The following is a 19,285-nucleotide window of genomic DNA, read 5'->3' as shown; positions in this document are numbered from 1 at the left end:
CCATGGCTAAAGATTTTATATTACCTGACATTGGTGAAGGCATTGTTGAATGCGAAGTAGTCGAATGGCTGGTACAAGAAGGCGATACAGTAAAAGAAGATCAGCCTATTTGTGATGTGATGACAGACAAAGCCTTAGTACAAATTCCTGCTGTACACGATGGAGTGATCACTAAGCTGCATTGCAAAAAAGGCGATATTGCTAAAGTGCATGCGCCGTTATTTGCGATGGATGTTGCCGGGGAAGCACCCAGTGAAGAGGCTGAAACACCATCTGCACCAACATCTACTCGTGAACATTTAGAAGATTTTATCTTACCCGATATTGGTGAAGGTATCGTTGAGTGTGAAATTGTTGAGTGGTTAGTGGCAGAAGGTGATGAGATTGAAGAAGATCAAGCTGTTTGTGATGTGATGACCGATAAAGCGTTAGTACAAATACCGGCTAAATATACCGGTACCGTACAAAAGCTATATTATCAAAAAGGTGAAATTGCCAAGGTACACAGCCCGTTATTTCAAATGACCATAGCAGGTCAAGCTGCAAAGGAAGATGTTGATGTTAATAATGCGGTTGTTAAAGCACAAAGTAATGCAACTTCCGATACGCCCGATAAACAAACGCAACCACAAACTGCAGTAATTAACCAAAAAGCAGTTGCATCGCCTGCGGTTAGACGCAAAGCGCGTGAGCTTGATGTTGACTTAACCTGTGTGCCAGGCAGTGGTAAAAATGGCCGTATTTATAAACAAGACATTGAAGCATTTATAAAAAATGAAGTGCCATCTGGTATGGATACTTCTGAGCTTAATAAACCACAGGCTACTGAGAGTAAAAAATTCAGCAGCACTGAACATGTAACGAGCGCAGGTGGAGCGCGAACAGAAGCGATTAAAGGTATTAAAGCGGCCATGGCAAAACAAATGGTAGCTTCGGTTTCTACTATTCCACATTTTACCTACAGTGATGAAATTGACTTAACTGATTTAATTGCACTTCGAACTGATCTGAAAGAGCAATATAAAGCTCAGGGCGTTAAGTTAACTATGATGCCGTTTTTTATTAAGGCGTTATCGTTGGCAATGAGTCAATTTCCAGTACTTAACTCAAAAGTAAATGATGATTGTAGCGAAATTACTTACTATGACGATCATAATATTGGGGTTGCGGTAGATTCTAAAGTGGGCTTATTAGTGCCTAATATTAAAGCTTGTCAAACTAAAAGCATTGTAGAGGTTGCTAACAGTTTAACTCAGCTTACTGATTCTGCTCGCGAAGGGCGAGTTGCACCTGATGATTTAAAAGGTGGCACTATTAGCATTTCTAACATTGGTGCAATTGGCGGCACTATTGCAACGCCAATCATAAATAAGCCAGAAGTCGCGATTGTTGCACTTGGTAAATTACAGCACCTTCCACGCTTTGATCAGCAAGGGCAGGTAGTTTCACGTGCAATTATGCAAGTAAGTTGGTCAGGTGATCACCGTGTAATTGATGGCGGCACTATAGCGCGCTTTAATAATTTATGGAAAGAATACCTAGAACAGCCAGCTAAAATGATGATGGCAATGCGCTAATTCTTTTTGATGATTTATTAAAAAACTATTTAAAAAACCAGCATAAAGCTGGTTTTTTTCTTTAATAAATTTATATTATTAATTAAGATACAAATGTAACCAAATAGGTAACACTGTACGCCCTTTAGGGAATATAAAAAATAACATTAAGGAAATTTTATGGAACATTATATGAATGCACTGCGTAGCTACGCAGATTTTTCAGGACGTAATCGCCGCAAAGCATTTTGGATGTTTATGTTAATTAATTTGATTTTTTCGCTTTTAACAAGTGTTATGGATGGTATTACAAACACAATGTTTGTAAGCACAATATATAGCTTGGCTTTATTGATTCCTCAACTAAGTGCGGGTGCTCGCCGTCTTCACGATACTAATCGTTCAGGTTGGTGGCAATTACTGTGGCTAGTGCCAGTAATTGGCTGGATCATTTTGATTATCTTCCTAGCGCAAGACTCGCAAGAAGGTGAAAACGATCACGGAGCTAACCCTAAAGAAGTTGAACTACACACAGCTTAATTAGGTAACTTGTAAACATTTTAAGCTCAGCCATTGCTGAGCTTTTTTATGTAAAAAATTAAGTTACAAAGAAATACAGTCCATAACCAACCATCAATGCCGGTATGGCGGTGTAAATTGTAGCAATAATGGCTGCTCTGGGTGCCATAGCAATGGCAGGGAAAAGCGCATCGCCATCGTTGGAAATGGCGTTCGCTGCTAAAGCACTAAACGGTATCACACCTTGAATGTATAACGTGGTGACAATGATTTGCGGCCCACAACCGGGTAAAAAACCAATTAATACCGCAATTAAAGGTGCTAAATAGGCATAATTTAAAAACCATGTTTTTAAATCAAGACCAAACACGCTCACCAGTAGTTCAAATAATATAAAGGAGGCAACCACCCACGCGGTTACAAAATGAGTATCTTGCAGTACTTTTGTTATTTTTGAAGGCGGGCTGCATACATCGTCTTCTGAGGTCACTTCCTTATAGCTTTCACCTTTTGATGATAGCGCCCACATAAACACCACAAACAATGCCATTAATGCGCCAAAAAAACTGACCGCATTTACTACATGATTGCCAAATTGGCTTAAATCAATATTAAACGCCAGTATAAAAGCAATCAGTAACCCAGGAATAATAGCCATTAACCAAATAGGCTTGCTCAATTTTATTATTTTGGTTGGCAATACAGTCACTGGCTGTGTTTGCTTTTGATTGGTAGGGCATAAATAACCCGTTTTATGTAGTTTATTAACCAGTAAGCCTGTTAGCGTTCCAACGACTAAGCCTATTGCCATTATCGATAACCCTTCAGTAGGGCGGGTAGCTAACAATAAAAATGCGGCATCACCCATTGTAGCCGTTAATACCGCAACAATAGCCCCAAAGCTTGCTTGTCCCTTGGTAAATTGGGTAACAACAATGATTGCACCACCACACCCTGGCAGCATACCTAAAAAAGCAGCAAAGCTGACCTCTAATACAGGAGACTTAGCATTTAGATAACGAAGCTCTAGTTGGGGTAAATGATCAATCGCGTAGTAGTAAATAAATAGGGTCGCAGCAACAAACACACTGACTTGAAAAAAAGCATCACTAAGTGCAGTGATTGTTATAGTGCGTAAGCTGGGCAGGGCTAAACAAACTAAAATTAACAGGGGTAAAATTAGGCGTTTATTTTGATGAAAAACACGTTTTGCAGCTGGCGAAATAACTCCCAAATGTTCTGTTAAAAACATACAGTACGACCTAATTAATAAACTAGATCGCACTGTACTATTTTATTAAATGATAATCAATATCATTTAGGTAATTGCTTGAAAACGTTTATTTACGTTGAAACTCTGAGTTTTCATTCCAAGTAGGCCATTGAGTTTGCTGTGAAATATCAAAACCTACTTTATAAAATAGTTGTAAATCTTGAACCGCACCTGATAAATCCCACTCATCACGATATCTATCACAAGGCTGGTGGTAACAACCGCGCAATACTAAACTCATACGCTTGCGATAATTAGCCGTTTCTTCGTCAAATGCTTCTGAACCACCACCGGCATACATAGCAGGTACACCCATATTGGCAAAGGCAAAGTGATCTGAGCGGTAGTAACCACCTGAAGATGGTTTAGGGTCGCCCGATACTGTTCTACCTTGCTCTTTAGCAGCCGTTGCTAATAGTTCATCCATTTGCGATTTCCCAATACCCACCACACTAATATCTTTTACTTTTCCTAATAGGTTTAAGCTATCCATATTAATATTAGCAACGGTTTTATTTGCTGGAATAACCGGGTTAGCGGCGTAATATTTTGAGCCAAGCAAGCCTTGTTCTTCAGCGGTTACCGCTAAAAAGGTCATTGAGCGGTCAGGGCGTTTACCTAGTTTAGTAAAGGCTTCAGCCACTTCGATCATACCGGCTGTACCTGTCGCATTATCGTGGGCACCATTATAAATTTGATCGCCTTTACGATTTTTATCCGTTCCTAAATGATCCCAATGCGCAGAGTAAATAATATGCTCATCTGGCGTTTTACTACCAGGAAGAGTGGCAATAAAGTTATAAGATACCGATTTTTTGATGGTATTTTTTACATTCACAGTGGCAGCTAAATCGCCCATATCTACATGGTAAGCGCCTTTAGCTGCTTCTGCTTTAGCAGTATCAAAATCAAGACCTGCTTTAGTAAATAGCTCTTTTGCTACATCAACAGTAACCCAACCTTCAACAGCAACACGATCCATGTTGTTATTATCTTTTACAAAACCAAACTGCTCGCCACTCCACGAGTTCTCAACCACTGACCAAGGGTAAGAAGCAGGAGCCGTTTCATGAATGATAATAGCGCCCGCTGCGCCTTGACGGCTTGCTTCTTCGTATTTATAAGTCCAGCGCCCGTAATAGGTCATGGCATCACCGGTAAATAAGTTTGGATCTTTAGTTGCAAAACCAGGATCATTTACCAGCATCACGACGGTTTTACCCTTAACATCTAGGCCTTCGTAATCATTCCAATTATATTCAGGTGCGTTAACACCGTAGCCGACAAATACCAGCTCTGAATTTTCAATCCCTTCTTGCGCACTTATACGGCTACTACCCATTACCATGTCTTTTTTGTATTGGTAGTCTTTACCGCCAATATTAAGCACCATGTCAGAGTCTGCTTCTAATGATACAAGCGGGACTTCTTGGAAAAAACTATCACCGTTACCCGGTTCAAAGCCCAATGCAGTAAATTCTTTTGTTAAGTAGTCAAGCGTAAGCTTTTCACCTTCAGATGAAGGAGCACGACCACCAAACTCATCAGAGGCTAACACTTTTACATGCTTAGCAATTTCATCGGCTTGAATGCTGTTATAGCCTTTCGCGACATCGTCAGAAGTGATACTTGTTGTTGCACAACCCGCTAGAATCGCTGTTGTGATTAAGGTCAAAGAAAAATAACGTTTCATATTGGCTCTTTTTTTGTTCTAAGTGGCCCTAGTATATGAACTTCTGTTAATTAGAACCAGTTTTTGCGGTAAACTGTCACGGATAAAAATGTACAGTAAAGGTAACAATGAAGCGTTTTACTCCCCCAGAACAATTCCAAGTAACGAGCCTAAACACAGGGGCATTTGCTCACTTACGTCAGCTGTTTAAAATTCATCAACAAACAGACTGGCCAGAACCTGCGTATTTTGCCCCGTACTTAAATGCCATAAACGCAAATAATCTCCCCGTTCGTTTTATCGATGATGCAAAGGTTGACTTTGCTGAGCGCTATTATGAACAAGTTATTTTTGAAACTGGGGAAGTACCTACTCGCCAGCAAAATTGGCATGATCTGTTTGGTGGTTTTATTTGGTGTTTATTCCCAAAAACAAAAGCCCTAATCAATCAGCGTCATGTAGATGAAATAGCTGTGCATGGTTTAAAACAACGCAGTAAACATCGTAACGCATTAACCCTGTTTGACGAGTGTGGCGTAGTTTTAGCTATTAGTGACTCTAATTGGAAAGCATGCTTAAGAGACCATCAATGGAAAACAGCATTTATAACGCATAGAGAGCAGTGGGGTAAAACTATAGCGCCATTCATGTTTGGCCACGCTAATTACGAAATGTTGACCAAACCTTATATTGGGCTCACAGGCAAAGCATTATTTGTGAATGTACCCGATGAAATATTTTGTAAAGATTTAGTAACGCAATATCAGTACCTAGATAAGCAACTTTATGAGATGATTAAAAATGATGATTGTTTAGCCGATAATAAACAGCTTTCACCCTTACCCTTATTAGGTGTTCCTGGTTGGTGTGAGGAGAATAACAATTCATCATTTTACGACAACACGGACTATTTTAGACCGAAACGAAGGACACGAAAATGATAGAAGTCACCGCGCTTAAGAAGAAGTTTAAGCTCACTAAAGATCATAAAAAAAATAAAACAGATGAAGTAGACCCACGCGAAGATAAAGACTTTTTTCATTCAGTAAAAAATGTCAGCTTTAGCTGTGCAAAAGGCGAAGTATTAGGGCTGTTAGGGCCTAATGGCGCGGGTAAAACCACCACCTTAAGAATGATTTCAACCGCTTTAAAACCGGATGATGGCAGTATTACTATTGCCGGAAACGATATAATTAAAAAGCCACTGATTGGGCGTAAATCTATCGGGTTTTTGTCTGGTTCTACTGGTTTATATGGCCGTTTAACGGTAAAAGAAAATATCGAATATTTTGCAAAGCTACATGGCATGAGCAAGCAGGCAATCAAGGCACGCTGTGAAGAGTTATTTACCTTACTCGATATGCATAAATTTATTGATAAACGTGCTGAAAACTTATCAACCGGTATGAAGCAAAAAGCCAACATTGCGCGTGCTGTGGTGCATCATCCAGACGTTGTTATTCTTGATGAGCCAACTACCGGGCTTGATATTATGACCACGCAAACAGTGATTAACTTTATTAAAGGCTTAAAAGCACAAGGCACTCCGGTTATTTTCTCAACGCACCATTTAGATGAAGTTGCGCTTTTATGTGACCGTGTAGCGGTTATTAATGAAGGTGTAAGTTGTTTTGATGGCACCCTCGCTCAATTTAAACAAGCGGGTAACAGCGAAGAATTAAACCAAGCGTTTATGAACATATTAACGGAGAAGCAAGATGTTTGAAGTTTTTAAAAAGGAATTAACCGAGCTGCTACGCGATAAAAAAACCTTGTTGTTCGTGGTAGTATTTCCGATTGTGGTTTTTCCGTTGTTATTTGCTGTGGTTGCGTTTATTTCTTCGCAAGCCGCGCTTGATGCAGAGCAAAAAGTGAATACTTATGCGATTATCAATGGCGACTTTGCCCCAGAATTTACTGATAAAGTGTTTTATCATAAAAGCTTTGAGTTATATAAAGGCGATAAAACTTTTAATAGTGTTGAGGAGCTAAAAGCAGGGGTAACTGCTGGCGATATCGACATGGGAATATACTTACCAAGCGATGCAGTAAAAACATTAGATGATAAAAAGCAAAGTGAATGGCAAGTTGTATTTAATGATTCAAAATCAATTAACTTCTTATTTGAGCGTGTAAAAGAACTTGCTAAAGAGTACAGCGATACACTTCAAGAAAGTAAACTATTGAGTTTTGGTATCGATAAAAGCGCACAAGAATCTATTTTAAAGCCAATTAATGTGGTTAAAGTTGATACTGCAGACAAACGTGAAAACTTAGGTGAAAAAGTAGGTGGGTTTTTACCTTATTTACTTATCCCGCTAGTGCTAATGGGGGCAACTTACCCAGCAATTGATTTAGGCGCTGGCGAAAAAGAGCGTGGTACTTTAGAAACGTTATTACTTACCCCCATTACTCGTACAGAGCTAGTATTGGGTAAATTTATTACTCTACTCACAACTTCAATCGCATCAACTACTATCACCGTGATTAGTATGGGGTGTTGGATAGCATTAGCACTGGCATTTGCTGATCTAGAGTTTATTAAAGCCGCGTTTAGTACATTAGGCATTTCAGACTTGCTGATGATTTTTGTATTATTATTACCAATTGCAGCTATTTTTTCTGCATTAGCATTGGCTATATCAATCTATGCACGTTCGTTTAAAGAAGCGCAAAATTACATGACGCCATTAAGTATGGTGGTATTTTTCCCAATTATTATCTCCATTATGCCTAATATGGAACTGACCGCTAAAACAGCCTTTATTCCGGTTACTAACGTCGCCTTAGCGATCAAAGAAATTATTAAAGGAACAGTCGATTACACGCTGGTGGGATTGATATTTTTAGCTACAGCACTGATAGCCGGTGCACTATTGGCATTTTGTGTTAAGTGGTTTAACCGCGAAGACGTGTTGTTTAGATAACCATCTAAATTGCAAAGTATTTAAAAGGTCGCACAGCGACCTTTTTTTTATAAATTATTAATTATGAGACAGTGCTATTTGCTTAATTTAAGCTCTGTGTTTGAAAATTACTAGATAAGCAATCAATAAAAAACCGCTGTATGAAAAACCATACAGCGGTTTTTTAATTAGATTATTATTTATGATTTAAATTGCGCTTTAATAGTTTCAATCGCGCTATCAATATCTATCATAAGTTTTTCACCGGTGCGACGGTTTTTAAGTTCTACCTTATTCTCATCAAGGTTACGCTCACCAATGACAAGCGTGTAAGGTACACCAAGTAATTCCATGTCGTTAAACATAACACCAGGGCGCTCTTTACGGTCATCAAATAACACGTCCAAACCTGCATCTTTTAAACCTTGATAGAGGTTATTAGCAATATCAGGAATACGATGCGATTTATGCATATTCATTGGCACAATTGCTAAATCGAAAGGAGCTATGGTTTTAGGCCATGTAATACCGTATTGATCGTTATTTTGCTCAATAGCTGCAGCAACAATACGTGATACACCAATTCCATAACAGCCCATAGTCATTATTTGGTTTTTACCTGACTCGCTTAGTACACCTGCTTTTAATGCTTCTGAGTACTTAGTACCTAGCTGGAAAATATGACCCACTTCAATACCGCGCTTAATTTGTAACGTGCCTTGACCACACGGGCTAGGATCGCCTTCTACAATATTACGGATATCAGCAACTTCGTAGTTTGTTACGTCGCGATCCCAGTTAATACCGCTAAAGTGCTCATCATCTTTATTGGCACCGGCTACAAAATCAGCCATTACATCCGCTGTTCTATCAACAATAATAGGCATGTTCAAGCCAACTGGGCCTAAAGAGCCTGGTTTTGCGCCAATGGCAGCAACAATATCTGCTTCGGTTGCCATTTCAAGTGGAGAATCAACCAATGGGTGCTTTTCAGCTTTGAGTTCATTAAGTTCGTGATCGCCACGCAGTACTAATGCAACAAGCTCGCGTACGCCGTCTTCATTAGGAGTACCATAAACCACTAATGTTTTAACACCGCGATGGGGTTTTACGCCATAGTGTTTTTTAAGCTCATTAATTGTTTTAGCATCAGGCGTTGGGAATGCTTTTAACTCTTTGCTTGCTTGTGGGCGAGCTTCAGTTGGCGCTAATGCTTCGGCTTTTTCAATATTAGCGGCGTAGTCGCTGGCATCACTAAAAGCAATGGCGTCTTCGCCAGATTCAGCAAGTACATGGAACTCATGCGATACACTACCGCCAATAGAGCCTGTATCTGCAATTACTGGGCGGTAATCTAAGCCTAAACGTTCAAAAATATTACAGTAGGCTTTGTGCATTACTTGATACGTTGCATCTAAACATTCATCGGTTAAATGGAATGAGTAGGCATCTTTCATAGTAAATTCACGGGCACGCATAACACCAAAACGTGGGCGACGTTCGTCACGTACTTTAGTTTGTACTTGGTACAAAGTAATTGGTAGTTGTTTGTAGCTGTTAATTTCTTTACGAACAAAATCGGTGATCACTTCTTCATGGGTAGGGCCCATGGCAAATTCACGATTATGACGGTCGGTAAAGCGCATTAACTCAGGACCAAACTCACTCCAGCGGCCAGACTCTTCCCATAAATCAGCAGGCTGAATAACAGGCATAAGCATTTCAATTGCGCCGGCTTTATCCATTTCTTCGCGTACTATGTTTTCTACTTTTCTTAGCACACGTAAGCCAGAGGGAAGCCAAGTGTATAAACCCGAAGCGACGCGACGGATCATTCCGGCTCTAAGCATTAATTGATGCGAGACAATTTCCGCATCGGATGGCGTTTCTTTAAGTGTAGCGAGTATATATTGACTAGTACGCATGTTTTTTCCGAAATAGAGTGATATGTTCTTTTAATTAAGGGGCTCAGTTTACCAGCGGTTGCATTGACACTAAAGCGCTAAGTGATTTTTTATCGAATTTTATAGCCATAGCAGGGCTTTAAAGTTAGCTTAACTGAGCTCAATATGAGTAACCAGATGATGAGAATCAGTCACTTGCCAAGTAATATTGTATTCATACAAATTCATACCATAGCTTTGCACGCCTTGTTTTTGCTTTTTGTAGGCAGGGCGCGGATCTTGTTTTAGCACATTACTAATAAACGCTTGTAGCTCAGGATAGTGACTTTGTTTATTTATAAATTCTATAGCCTGTTGGCTAAACTCAACACTCATTTGAGTCTCTGGGCGCGTATCGGCAAATCCAGCGCTTGCATCGGGTAATGAGTCTGAATAGGGTAAATAAGGTTTTATATCTACGATGGGTGTGCCATCAAGTAAATCAATACCGGCGAGCAATAACGCCAACTGGCCGTTTTTATACTCAATTCCCTCTAACTTTACTGCACTCATGCCAATAGCATTTGGACGGAAAGTAGCACGAGTAGCAAATACGCCTTTACGCTCATTACCGCCAAGGCGCGGCGGGCGAACCATTGCTGAATAGCCTTTATCAGCAGTTTCATGAAAACGAAATAACAGCCAAATATGGCTAAATTCATCTAATCCGCGAACAAATTCTTCACGATTAAATTCTTTGGCAAAAATCAATTTAGCTTTAGCTTCGGGTACTAATCTAGGCTGCCTAGGAATGGCAAATTTTTGTTTATACGGAGATTGAATGTGGCCAATAGCCGAAATTTGATAATCGCTCATAATGCTCGGTTATAGAAAAAATAGAGCGTTATTCTACCTTTAATTAATGTTGCTGGCATTAGCTTAATTAGGAGAGGAATTATAGACTGATTGGTTTAAATGTGAAATAAAAAAGGTAAGGCTAAAAATAGCCTTACCTAATGTTTTAACAATTAAGCTATTATTAAAACATGTATTGGAATGATACTGACGCAACATCCATTTCTGGATCAATATCATCTTCTAATTCGTAACGCTCATACTCTAAACGCACTTGCATATTGGTTGTAAATGCATATTCAATACCTGCACCGTAAAATACGTCGCCGCCATCTTGAGATGCGCTTACGCTGCCAACCGGTAGCTCTTGAGTAACTTCTGCATCCCATTCAAACCAACCACCTTTTGCATAAACAGAAAAATCTTCAGTGATCGGCGCTGCAAAACGTGCTGCTAACGATACGCCATCAATTTCAGCTTTACTGTCTATATCACTCACTTCATCAAAATTTTGATAAGCAAGCTCAAGACTTAAATTTTCATTAAATTGGGTACCAATGTAACCTTTTAACATTTGCGCGTCGTCATCAAAGTCGGTGTCGTTTTCGCTATCTTCAAACTGAAATGAATATTGGCCATAACCAATACCAGTGTAAATGCGCGGAGAGTCCATGTCGGTAACATCAGCTTGTGCCGCTGAATTAAAACCCAGTGTTGCTAAAGCAAGTGCAGAAAGAGAAAGTGTTTTAATCATTATATAGCTCCTTTAAAAAGTAATATCGATGAATTATTTCATCAAACGTCGATTTACTAATTGCAGTGAGCGTGCCAAGTATTATTTAGCCTAATATTTAGTCTTTATGTGTGTTTGTTAAGCTATTATGGTGTTTTTGGCACGCAAAACAATCAGGTGTTCAGCGTGCAGTTAATCCGTAAAAATTAAAAAATTGTAGCTTTTACAAGTTGTTGTAGTTTCTACATACCTATAAAAGTAACTAAATTAAACTTTATCTAATAAGTTTTCTGTTTCGATGGCTATTTGCTTCATTTTAATTGCGTAGTTCTCAAGCTTTTTGTCTTCGTCGGTAACCGATTTAAATTCTGGTACCGCCACAGGGTAACCCGTTTCATCCATAGCAACAAAGCTAATAACACAGTGATTGGTTTCAACTAAGTTTTGCGTTTTAGGGTCGCCACAGCGAACTTGAATAAAAATTTGCATGCTGGTTTTGCCGGTGTGTGCAATTTTTGCTTCAACCTCAACAATTTGGCCAACTAAGATAGGACGGCTAAACTTAACGCCCGCAACCGATACTGTTACACAGTAATGGCCGCTCCAGCCCGCAGCACAGGCATAACCCGCTTGGTCAATCCACTTCATGACCACACCGCCATGCACCTTACCACCAAAATTTACATCGGTTGGCTCTGCTAAAAAACGAAAAATTACACTCGACGACGCCATAACACACTCTCATTCATTCATATTACTTAACAGCATAGCGCAAAAAAGGGGCCGAAGCCCCTGCAATTTAGGATAAGTTTATAATTTCTATAGAAAGGTTGTTACATATTGGGATAGTTAGGGCCACCAGCACCTTCGGGAGTTACCCAGGTAATATTTTGGCTCGGATCTTTAATATCACAGGTTTTACAATGCACACAGTTTTGCGCGTTGATCACAAAGGATTGCTCGCCTTCTACTTCTTGTACTTCGTAAACGCCGGCAGGGCAGTAGCGCTGTGCTGGCTCGTCAAATTTAACTAAGTTAACGTTAATCGGAATTGATGCATCTTTTAGTTTTAAGTGACACGGCTGTGATTCTTCATGATTGGTATTAGATAAAAACACTGAAGAAAGCTTATCAAAACTGAGTTTGCCATCAGGCTTAGGGTAGTTAATTTTTTCAGCTTGGTTAGCGTCTTTTAAAGTTGCATGGTCAGGTACGTTATCTTTAAAACTAAACGGTAGGGCACCCTTAAATATATTTTGATCAAGCGTGTTATATGCGCCGCCTGCAAATTTACCTAAGGTATGCATAGCAGGGCCAAAATTACGAGACTGATACAGCTCTTTAAACGCCCATGACTTTTTAAACTCATCGCTATACTGGGTTAAATCAGTATTGGCTAAATTGTTTTGTAGCGCATAAAAAATAACTTCAGCGGCTATCATGCCTGACTTCATAGCCGTATGGTTGCCTTTAATTTTTGCAAAGTTAAGCGTGCCTGCATCACAGCCCACTAGCAAGCCACCCGGGAAGTGCATTTTTGGTAATGAATGTAAACCGCCTTTAGCAATAGCACGTGCACCGTAAGCAATGCGTTCTCCACCTTCAAGCGTATTTTTGAAAATAGGGTGATGTTTTAATCGTTGAAATTCATCAAACGGGCTTAAGTGTGGGTTTGAGTAATTTAAATCAACAATTAACCCCACAACCACTTGGTTGTTTTCGCTATGATACATAAAGGCGCCACCGCCAGTGTCGCCACTTAATGGCCAACCGGTTCCGTGTACAACTTTACCCAATTGATGTTTAGATTCATCAACTTGCCAAATTTCTTTAAAACCTAAACCATAATGCTGTGGTGAACTTTCATCGTCTAAAGCAAACTGATTGATCAGTTGCTTACCTAGATGACCGCGACAGCCCTCAGCAAATACTGTGTACTTAGCGCGTAGCTCCATACCTGGCATGTAACCGTCTTTTTCATTGCCATTTTTATCTACACCCATATCGCCAGTAATGATGCCTTTTACAACATCATCTTCAATAATGACTGAATGCGCACTAAAGCCTGGAAATATTTCTACTCCAAGGTTTTCTGCTTGCTCTGCTAACCAGCGACATACATTACCCATAGAAACAATGTAGTTACCCTTGTTATGAAATGTATTTGGTGTAGCAAAGTGAGGAATTGAGGTTGCTTTATGTTCGTTGTTAAACCAGTAAATCTCATCATTTACCACTTTAGTCGAAACAGGAGCGCCGAGTTCCTGCCAATTTGGCAGTAATTCGTCAAGTGCTTTGGTTTCAAAAACGGCACCTGATAATACATGTGCGCCAACTTCTGAGCCTTTTTCAACTACACATATCATGCACTCTTGTTGTTTTTCTTGTGCTTGCTGCGCGAGTTTAATTGCTGTTGAAAGCCCCGCAGGACCTGCCCCTACAACAACAACATCAAATTCCATGGTTTCGCGTTCAATCATAATAACCTCTTTATCTATGACGGACTCACCTTTGCATTATTTAGCAAAAAGTAAGCTAAGCAACCTGTTTCTTTGTTATGCAAATTAATCGTTACAGGTTGTGAATAGTTTAAGGTTATTTTAGGTTGACGTTTACGTCAACAGGAAGTAGTCTGATTTCATAAAATAAATAGGTTGACGTAGACGTTAGCTTATAGGTTTAAATAATTATGGAGTCCCTATGAAAGTTCTCGTACCAATAAAAAGAGTGATCGACTACAACGTAAAAGCTCGCGTTAAACCTGACAACAGCGGTGTTGATTTAACTAACGTTAAAATGGCCATGAACCCATTTTGTGAAATTGCTGTAGAAGAAGCGATTCGTTTAAAAGAAGCGGGTACTGCAACTGAAGTAGTTGTTGTTACTATTGGCGCTAAAGCCTCTCAAGAACAATTACGCACAGCACTGGCTTTGGGCGCAGATAAAGCGATTCATGTTGAAACAGAGCAAAACTTAGAGTCCCTACATATAGCAAAATTGCTTGCCAAAGTAGTTGAACAAGAATCGCCTGAACTGGTTATTTTAGGAAAACAGTCAATCGATTCTGATAATAATCAAACAGGTCAAATGCTAGCGGCGCTGACTAACCGTGGTCAAGGTACGTTTGCTTCTAAAGTGGTTATTGAAAATGGCAAAGTAAATGTTACTCGTGAAGTTGATGGCGGTTTACAAACCGTTGCACTTAATTTACCCGCAATAGTCACCACCGATTTACGTTTGAATGAGCCACGTTATGCGTCGCTACCTAATATTATGAAAGCCAAACGTAAGCCGTTAGAAGTTATTGCGGCTGATTCGCTAGGTGTAGATTTAGCCCCGCGCATTGAATTAGTTAGTGTAGAGGAGCCAGCAAAACGCAGCGGCGGGATTATTGTTGAAGACGTTGCACAGCTTGTAGAAAAACTTAAAACAGAGGCAAAGGTGATTTAAATGAAAACTCTTGTAATTGCAGAGCACGATAACGGTGCCTTAAAACCAGAAACCTCAAAAACGATTAATGCCGCTAAAAAATTAGGCTTTGACGTAGATGTATTATTAGCAGGCATAAACCTTGGCGCCATGAGTGAGTCACTCGCGAGCATTGAGGGTGTTGCGAATGTTTTACTTGCTGATAATGCAGTTTATGAGCATCAACTTGCTGAAAGCATGACAGATCTAGTGTTATCACTTGCAGATAGTTACAGCCATATTGTGGCAAGTGCAACTACTACAGGTAAAAACTTTATGCCGCGTGTTGCCGCATTATTAGATGTAGCGCAAATTTCAGAAATTATTGACGTAATTGACGCAGATACATTTAAGCGCCCAATTTACGCGGGTAATGCTATTGCAACGGTTAAATCGCTCGATAGTAAAAAAGTGATCACAGTACGTGCAAGTAGCTTTGATTTACAAGGCGAGCAAGCTCCAGCTAATGTAACCGCTGTAGATGCAATCTCTGATTCACAGTTAAGCAGTTTTGTTAGTGTTGAACAAACTGAATCAGAGCGTCCAGAGCTAACGGCTGCAGATGTGGTTATTTCGGGTGGTCGTGGTATGCAAAATGGTGAAAATTTTGCATTATTAAATGGCATTGCCGATAAACTCGGTGCCGCTATTGGTGCATCACGTGCAGCGGTTGACGCGGGCTTTGTGCCTAACGATATGCAAGTAGGGCAAACAGGTAAAATTGTCGCGCCTAATTTATATATTGCTGTGGGTATTAGTGGTGCCATTCAGCATCTTGCGGGTATGAAAGATTCAAAAGTTATTGTTGCCATTAATAAAGACCCTGATGCGCCAATATTCCAAGTAGCTGATTACGGTTTAGTTGCTGACTTATTTGATGTTTTACCACAGTTAGAGCAAGCACTATAAAGGAAAGTAATAAGCCGCTCCTAAAGTAGCAAATTCTGATTTAAAGCCGCCGTTTCATTATTGATTCTGCGGCTTTTTTAATTCAAGCATGCCACTTATCTAAATTACTTGCGATTTAGGTTTTTTTATTACAGAGTGACAGCGTTGTCATTTGTAGCAATACAAATTATTAAATAGGAGCCAAAATGACAAGGTATAAAGCACTTGATGCTATGCGTGGGCTAACCATAGCGTTAATGATACTGGTAAACACGCCGGGGTCGTGGTCCCATGTGTATGCCCCTTTACTTCATGCAGATTGGCATGGCTGTACCCCTACGGATGTAATTTTTCCGTTTTTTATGTTTATTATTGGCTCTGCGATGTTTTTTTCGTTCAAAAAAACGAACAGTGCAGCCAGTGCTAGCCAAGTATTAAGACTAGTTAAACGTGGAGCAATTATATTTGCCATTGGTCTAGCTTTAAATATTTATCCCTTTACTACCAATATTGAAAACTTGAGAATATTAGGTGTACTGCAACGTATAGGGATAGCCTATATTTTAGCGTCTATCTGTGTGTTGTTTTTAAATAGGCGAGGGGTGTTAACGCTATCGGTTATTATCTTAGTTGCTTATTGGTTATTACTGTTAAGCGTTGGCGCTGAAAATGCTTATACACTCGAACATAACCTAGTTAGAGCGGTTGATATTGCCGTACTAGGTGAGTCGCATTTATGGCAAGGCAAAGGGCTCGCATTTGATCCAGAAGGTCTCATCAGTACGTTACCCGCTGTGGTGAGTGTCTTATTTGGTTTTGAAGTAACGCGCCTGTTAACGAGCACAAGTTGCCAGTGGGCAAGCATTAAACGGCTGTTAGTTATTGGTGTAGTTGCAGTTGTTATTGGGCAATTAAGCTCAATGGTGATGCCAATTAATAAATCGCTTTGGACTAGTAGCTTTGTTATTTACACATCCGGGATTGCCTGTATTGTGTTGGCATTTTTTGTTTGGCTTTGCGACATTGTTAAACCTGAGCGCCTTGTTAATCCATTAATTGTGTATGGATCAAACCCACTGTTTATATATGTATTGTCGGCTGTGTGGGTACTGAGCTATTCACTGATTAATATTGGAGAGCTAAACTTAGAGGATTGGATGTATCAGCAACTCGCCTTAGTTATGAGCGCTAAATTGGCATCGTTCACCTTTGCTTTATTGCATGTTATTGGCTTTTGGGTAATTTCGAATATACTTTATAAACGAAAAATATTTATAAAAATTTAGTATTTATAACAATTTGCTTCCCTAAGCGGGAGGCAAATTGTACAAGTATTTATGCACATGAATATATCAAACAATAAAAAACCAACCCGCGGGTTGGTTTTTTATTTAACGTTACAAAGCTTAGCTTAGTAAGTTGCGCTGCCTTTAGTACGTGGGAACGCAATTACATCACGTACGTTACCCATACCGGTAACATAAGCAACTAAGCGCTCAAACCCTAAACCAAACCCAGAGTGTGGCACGCTACCGTATTTACGGAGGTCGCGGTACCAGCTGTAGTCTTCTTTGTTTAAGCCCATCTCTTCAAGGCGTGCATCTAATACATCAAGACGCTCTTCACGTTGTGAACCACCAATGATCTCACCAATACCTGGTGCTACTACGTCCATAGCAGCAACAGTTTTGCCGTCTTCATTTTGACGCATGTAGAATGCTTTAATATCACGCGGGTAGTTTTTAATAACAACCGGTGCTTTAAAGTGTTCTTCAGCTAGGTAGCGTTCGTGCTCAGACTGTAAATCTACACCCCATTCAACGTCGTACTCAAATTTCTTGCCACACGCTTTTAAAATCTCTACAGCGTCGGTGTAGTCAACTTGGGCAAAGTCTTTTTCAACAAATTCTTCTAAACGGCTAATGGCTGTTTTTTCAACACGTAATGCGAAAAATTCCATGTCGTCACGGCGTTCTTCCAATACGGCTTTAAACACGTACTTAAGCATGTTTTCAGCAAGTTTTGCGATGTCTTCTAAATCAGCAAACGCAACTTCTGGCTCTACCATCCAAAATTCAGCAAGGTGTCGTGATGTATTAGAGTTTTCTGCACGGAACGTTGGGCCAAAGGTGTAAATTTTTGACATTGCTGAAGCGTACGTTTCACCGTTTAGCTGGCCAGATACCGTTAGAAAGGCTTCTTTACCAAAAAAGTCTTCGCTGTAATCAATCTCGCCTTTGTCTGTCATTGGCAGATTTTGCATATCAAGCGTTGATACACGGAACATCTCACCTGCGCCTTCACAGTCACTTGCAGTAATAATTGGCGTGCTGATCCAGTAAAACCCTTGCTCATGGTAAAAACGGTGGATTGCTTGTGCTAAACAGTTACGTACACGTGTTACTGCGCCAATCATATTAGTGCGAGGGCGAAGGTGAGCGTGTTCGCGTAAATACTCAATGCTGTGGCGTTTAGCCGACATTGGGTAGGTGTCTGGGTTTTCAACCCAACCTAACACAGTTACTGAGTTAGCTTGAATTTCGAAAGATTGACCTTGTCCTGCTGATTGTACTAATACACCGGTAACCGACACAGAACAGCCTGCTGTTAAGCTTGTAACTTCATCATAATTATTCAGTGAATTAGGAACTACCGCTTGAATAGGATCAAAACACGAACCGTCATGAACGGCTAAAAATGATATTCCTGCTTTTGAATCGCGGCGTGTACGGATCCAGCCTTTAATGGTTACTTGGCTGTCTACCGCAACATTGCCTTTTAATAGCTCTGAAATCGCTAAATGGCTCATCTTCACTCCAATGATATAAGTTGCCTAACTATATAAATTAACTGTGCGTTACTCATGCTTTTTAGCATTTGAGGTCACTGCACTTGAACCTTGTATAATACCTAGTAAAGTAAAATAAAAAAACTGTTGTGGGCAACTCTTTAAAAGTTTTTAGTGGTACGTTGTTTTTTTAACCAATTTTTGCAGTTAAATAACCACTATTACCATTTGTTGCTCTGAAATTTCATCAATTTGTGGCATTATTAGTAAATAAACCGAATTGACGTATTAATAAAAAATGGATGCTATGAAACAAGTTTTTATTTTACGAGGGCTACCAGGCAGTGGTAAGTCATATTATGCGCAAAATCTCGCCGAGGAACTTTCCGGAGCAGATGAAAGCCAATATTTTATTTGCTCAACAGATGATTACTTTGTTAACGAGCAGGGTGAGTATCATTTTGATAAGTTTAAATTATCGCAATATCATAATTTAAACTTGGCCCGTTTTATTAATGCCTTAGCACAAGGCATTGAACTGGTAATAGTGGATAACACCAATATTAAAAAGTGGGAATTTATTGCCTATTCACAAGCAGCCATTGCTTTAGGCTATCAGGTAAAAGAAGTGATTGTTGGCGAAGTGAAAGATAAATCAATGCAACACTTATACGCAAAACGCAATAGCCATAACATACCGTTAAAAACGATTAGTAAAATGGCTTATATGTTTGAGTGGTAATT

17 protein-coding genes are annotated in these 19,285 nt (G+C 39.7%); 9 read left to right on the top strand and 8 right to left on the bottom strand.

The features are described from left to right. Nucleotides 1-2: 2 nt before the first annotated feature. Entirely contained in the window at nucleotides 3-1,577 is a 1,575-nt protein-coding gene (locus ACNSN3_RS07405; RefSeq protein ID WP_418608974.1) for a dihydrolipoyllysine-residue acetyltransferase, read from the top strand. Between the two features lie 159 nt (nucleotides 1,578-1,736). Further along, entirely contained in the window at nucleotides 1,737-2,096 is a 360-nt protein-coding gene (locus tag ACNSN3_RS07400; protein ID WP_418608972.1) for a DUF805 domain-containing protein, read from the top strand. A 58-nt stretch (nucleotides 2,097-2,154) separates the two neighbouring features. Here ACNSN3_RS07400 and ACNSN3_RS07395 read toward each other — a convergent pair whose 3' ends face one another. Next, nucleotides 2,155-3,327 (bottom strand): putative manganese transporter, encoded by a 1,173-nt coding sequence (locus ACNSN3_RS07395; protein WP_418608970.1) that lies wholly within the window; start codon nucleotides 3,325-3,327, stop codon nucleotides 2,155-2,157. An 88-nt stretch (nucleotides 3,328-3,415) separates the two neighbouring features. Then, entirely contained in the window at nucleotides 3,416-5,041 is a 1,626-nt protein-coding gene (locus ACNSN3_RS07390; protein ID WP_008113796.1) for a M28 family metallopeptidase, read from the bottom strand. Nucleotides 5,042-5,148: 107 nt separating this feature from the next. On the opposite strand from ACNSN3_RS07390, the gene ACNSN3_RS07385 reads away from it, so the two are divergent. Genes ACNSN3_RS07385 through ACNSN3_RS07375 form a run of 3 tightly spaced genes read left to right on the top strand, consistent with a single transcriptional unit; the run spans nucleotide 5,149 to nucleotide 7,947 of the window. Then, nucleotides 5,149-5,961 (top strand): DUF3025 domain-containing protein, encoded by an 813-nt coding sequence (locus ACNSN3_RS07385; protein WP_138569692.1) that lies wholly within the window; start codon nucleotides 5,149-5,151, stop codon nucleotides 5,959-5,961. Next, the gene (locus tag ACNSN3_RS07380) at nucleotides 5,958-6,746 is read left to right on the top strand and encodes an ATP-binding cassette domain-containing protein (RefSeq protein WP_418608968.1); all 789 of its coding nucleotides are present in this window, start codon (nucleotides 5,958-5,960) and stop codon (nucleotides 6,744-6,746) included. The genes ACNSN3_RS07385 and ACNSN3_RS07380 overlap by 4 nt, the downstream gene beginning before the upstream one ends. After that, nucleotides 6,739-7,947: an ABC transporter permease gene (locus ACNSN3_RS07375; RefSeq protein ID WP_055012100.1), complete on the top strand. Its 1,209-nt coding sequence runs from the start codon at nucleotides 6,739-6,741 to the stop codon at nucleotides 7,945-7,947. Before ACNSN3_RS07380 ends, ACNSN3_RS07375 begins: the two co-directional genes overlap by 8 nt. A gap of 179 nt (nucleotides 7,948-8,126) precedes the next feature. Here ACNSN3_RS07375 and ACNSN3_RS07370 read toward each other — a convergent pair whose 3' ends face one another. The 5 genes from ACNSN3_RS07370 to ACNSN3_RS07350 all read right to left on the bottom strand — a co-directional run bounded on the left by ACNSN3_RS07370 (nucleotide 8,127) and on the right by ACNSN3_RS07350 (nucleotide 13,877). Further along, on the bottom strand, nucleotides 8,127-9,851 hold the full coding sequence (locus ACNSN3_RS07370; RefSeq protein ID WP_418608966.1) for a proline--tRNA ligase: 1,725 nt from the start codon (nucleotides 9,849-9,851) through the stop codon (nucleotides 8,127-8,129). A 129-nt stretch (nucleotides 9,852-9,980) separates the two neighbouring features. Beyond that, complete coding sequence (tsaA, locus tag ACNSN3_RS07365; RefSeq protein WP_138621937.1) at nucleotides 9,981-10,685, bottom strand: tRNA (N6-threonylcarbamoyladenosine(37)-N6)-methyltransferase TrmO; 705 nt, start codon at nucleotides 10,683-10,685, stop codon at nucleotides 9,981-9,983. A gap of 163 nt (nucleotides 10,686-10,848) precedes the next feature. Continuing rightward, on the bottom strand, nucleotides 10,849-11,418 hold the full coding sequence (locus ACNSN3_RS07360; RefSeq protein WP_418608963.1) for an outer membrane beta-barrel protein: 570 nt from the start codon (nucleotides 11,416-11,418) through the stop codon (nucleotides 10,849-10,851). 246 nt (nucleotides 11,419-11,664) lie between these two features. Further along, nucleotides 11,665-12,129 (bottom strand): acyl-CoA thioesterase, encoded by a 465-nt coding sequence (locus ACNSN3_RS07355; RefSeq protein WP_008113812.1) that lies wholly within the window; start codon nucleotides 12,127-12,129, stop codon nucleotides 11,665-11,667. A 101-nt stretch (nucleotides 12,130-12,230) separates the two neighbouring features. Beyond that, complete coding sequence (locus ACNSN3_RS07350; protein ID WP_418608961.1) at nucleotides 12,231-13,877, bottom strand: electron transfer flavoprotein-ubiquinone oxidoreductase; 1,647 nt, start codon at nucleotides 13,875-13,877, stop codon at nucleotides 12,231-12,233. A 220-nt stretch (nucleotides 13,878-14,097) separates the two neighbouring features. On the opposite strand from ACNSN3_RS07350, the gene ACNSN3_RS07345 reads away from it, so the two are divergent. The 3 genes from ACNSN3_RS07345 to ACNSN3_RS07335 all read left to right on the top strand — a co-directional run bounded on the left by ACNSN3_RS07345 (nucleotide 14,098) and on the right by ACNSN3_RS07335 (nucleotide 17,039). Beyond that, entirely contained in the window at nucleotides 14,098-14,847 is a 750-nt protein-coding gene (locus ACNSN3_RS07345) for an electron transfer flavoprotein subunit beta/FixA family protein (RefSeq protein WP_010390086.1), read from the top strand. Continuing rightward, a complete protein-coding gene (locus ACNSN3_RS07340) occupies nucleotides 14,848-15,774 on the top strand; it encodes an electron transfer flavoprotein subunit alpha/FixB family protein (protein WP_418608959.1) in 927 nt (308 codons plus the stop codon). 185 nt (nucleotides 15,775-15,959) lie between these two features. Beyond that, a complete protein-coding gene (locus tag ACNSN3_RS07335; protein ID WP_418608958.1) occupies nucleotides 15,960-17,039 on the top strand; it encodes an acyltransferase family protein in 1,080 nt (359 codons plus the stop codon). Between the two features lie 125 nt (nucleotides 17,040-17,164). Here the strand turns inward: ACNSN3_RS07335 and asnS are convergent, their stop codons facing one another. After that, nucleotides 17,165-18,562: an asparagine--tRNA ligase gene (asnS, locus tag ACNSN3_RS07330; RefSeq protein WP_008113822.1), complete on the bottom strand. Its 1,398-nt coding sequence runs from the start codon at nucleotides 18,560-18,562 to the stop codon at nucleotides 17,165-17,167. A gap of 286 nt (nucleotides 18,563-18,848) precedes the next feature. On the opposite strand from asnS, the gene ACNSN3_RS07325 reads away from it, so the two are divergent. Further along, nucleotides 18,849-19,283 carry an ATP-binding protein gene (locus ACNSN3_RS07325; RefSeq protein WP_008113825.1) on the top strand — a complete coding sequence of 145 codons (435 nt, stop codon included), beginning with the start codon at nucleotides 18,849-18,851 and terminating at the stop codon, nucleotides 19,281-19,283. Nucleotides 19,284-19,285 lie beyond the last annotated feature (2 nt).

The organism is Pseudoalteromonas sp. US3C1004, assembly GCF_048401065.1.
Lineage (GTDB): Bacteria > Pseudomonadota > Gammaproteobacteria > Enterobacterales > Alteromonadaceae > Pseudoalteromonas > Pseudoalteromonas undina.
This window is presented reverse-complemented; position numbering and strand designations above follow the sequence as displayed.